The organism is Candidatus Schmidhempelia bombi str. Bimp, from assembly GCF_000471645.3.
Classification (GTDB): Bacteria; Pseudomonadota; Gammaproteobacteria; order Enterobacterales; family Orbaceae; genus Utexia; species Utexia bombi.
This window is the reverse complement of sequence record NZ_AWGA01000106.1, coordinates 1-1,596: the sequence shown is the minus strand read 5'-3', so window position 1 is coordinate 1,596 and position 1,596 is coordinate 1. Positions and strand designations below refer to the sequence as shown.

Sequence of the window (1,596 nt, the reverse complement as noted above, 5' to 3'; positions counted from 1 at the left end):
ACGATATTTCATCGTCTTCTTTTTTACCTGGGCAATATTTGTAACTAGTAGCTATTTTTTTTTCATAATCAAAGCGAAAATCGTTACCTTCAAGGTTTAATTTGATAAATTGTTGTTGTGTTTTGTCATAAGCATAATATTCGGCAGTAGTATTCGGACCATAAATTCTATCTTTAACAAGATAAAAATCATTATTATCACTATCAAAATTTATATCAAACTCATCATGAGTCATGATACTTACATAAGAGTTAAATGCACATCCTTTAATTCCCTTAATGGTTTGAATAAGGCGTCCATCTTTTTTGCTATATATTTTAATGCCGACGATTTTAGCCTTTTCATTTTTTTGTTTAGATACTATCACCTTAAAATAAAAATCATTGGTACTACGTTCTTGTAAATAATCTATATTATTAAATTCTTCTTCATCTGATACAAATTCACTGAATTCAAATATTTTATTTAAATTTACCTTATCACCGTTAATTAGTGTATATCCAGTTAGTTTTTGATAAGTTTCTAAATCATTAGAAAAAGGTGAGTGAGTAAAACTTTCAATAAATATTTTATCTGATCGTTTTTCGGTCGAGCCTTCGACCGAATATTCATAATAAGGGGGGATACTATTCCTCCCTTTGACAGAAGACATAGAATAAATTTGATGTTTTTCATCATCAAGATAAATAGCAGATTCACTATTAAAATAAAATTCAACTTTGTTTTGACCAATATTACCTACGTAAATACGCTGTAATGCATGACTTATGGTTGGTGTTAACAATGTTATGAATAAAATAGACTTTATATAATTCATTTTGTAATCCTTAATTTTGTTTTCTTTTCTTTAAGTCTTCGCTCTTTTACTTTTGTTTGCTCCTTTTCATCTACTTCCTGTAAATTAATAAAGAATGCTGGATTGATTTTTAAACCCAATTTATCTATTTCAGGTTTTGTTGTTGAACTTCTATTAGATTTTGGATTCATTGCAATTTCGATATGCAGATGAGGATTACAACAATCCTTAGCATTACCTGTATCTCCTGTATAACCAATTAAATCACCCGATTTAACCTTATCACCGATATTTAAATCAGCACGTTTATCACTTAAATGACAATATCGAATATAAAAATAATCCTTATTTATATTAAAATCATCAGCTTGCACTATCTCTTTTATTTTTTGGAAAGTAAACTCAAGGGTATATTCATTTTTCGAAGCACGTAAATCATCACCTTTAACTTTAATGACTAAGACATTTCCGTATCCTTTTTTGCTATCTTTTTTAGCTTCAGGTATATAACACGCTATTTCACCATCTAAACACGCATAACAAGGAGTATTGATATCCGCAAATAAATCTAATCCAGCATGTGATTTTGCTCCTTCATTTCTCACATAACCAAAAGCACCATTCCAAGGAAACTTAAGAGTATTTGAACTAAATAACGTTCTTTGTGGATTTTCTAAAGGCTCATGCCACAGCCTTGGTTTAAATGGAAAATAGTTAACCACTGCCACAGGATGAATAAACCATGCTTTACCATCTATTGATATATTAGAAAGTATCGGTGTGTTAGCATTAACAGAGGA

General features: G+C 29.6%; 2 protein-coding genes. Both read right to left on the bottom strand.

Features of this window, described 5'->3' with window-relative positions:
• On the bottom strand, positions 1 to 817 hold an 817-nt coding region (locus O970_RS09205; protein WP_133459408.1), incomplete at its 3' end, for a hypothetical protein.
• On the bottom strand, positions 814 to 1,596 hold a 783-nt coding region (locus O970_RS09200; RefSeq protein WP_133459407.1), incomplete at its 5' end, for a M23 family metallopeptidase. The genes O970_RS09205 and O970_RS09200, both read right to left, overlap by 4 nt.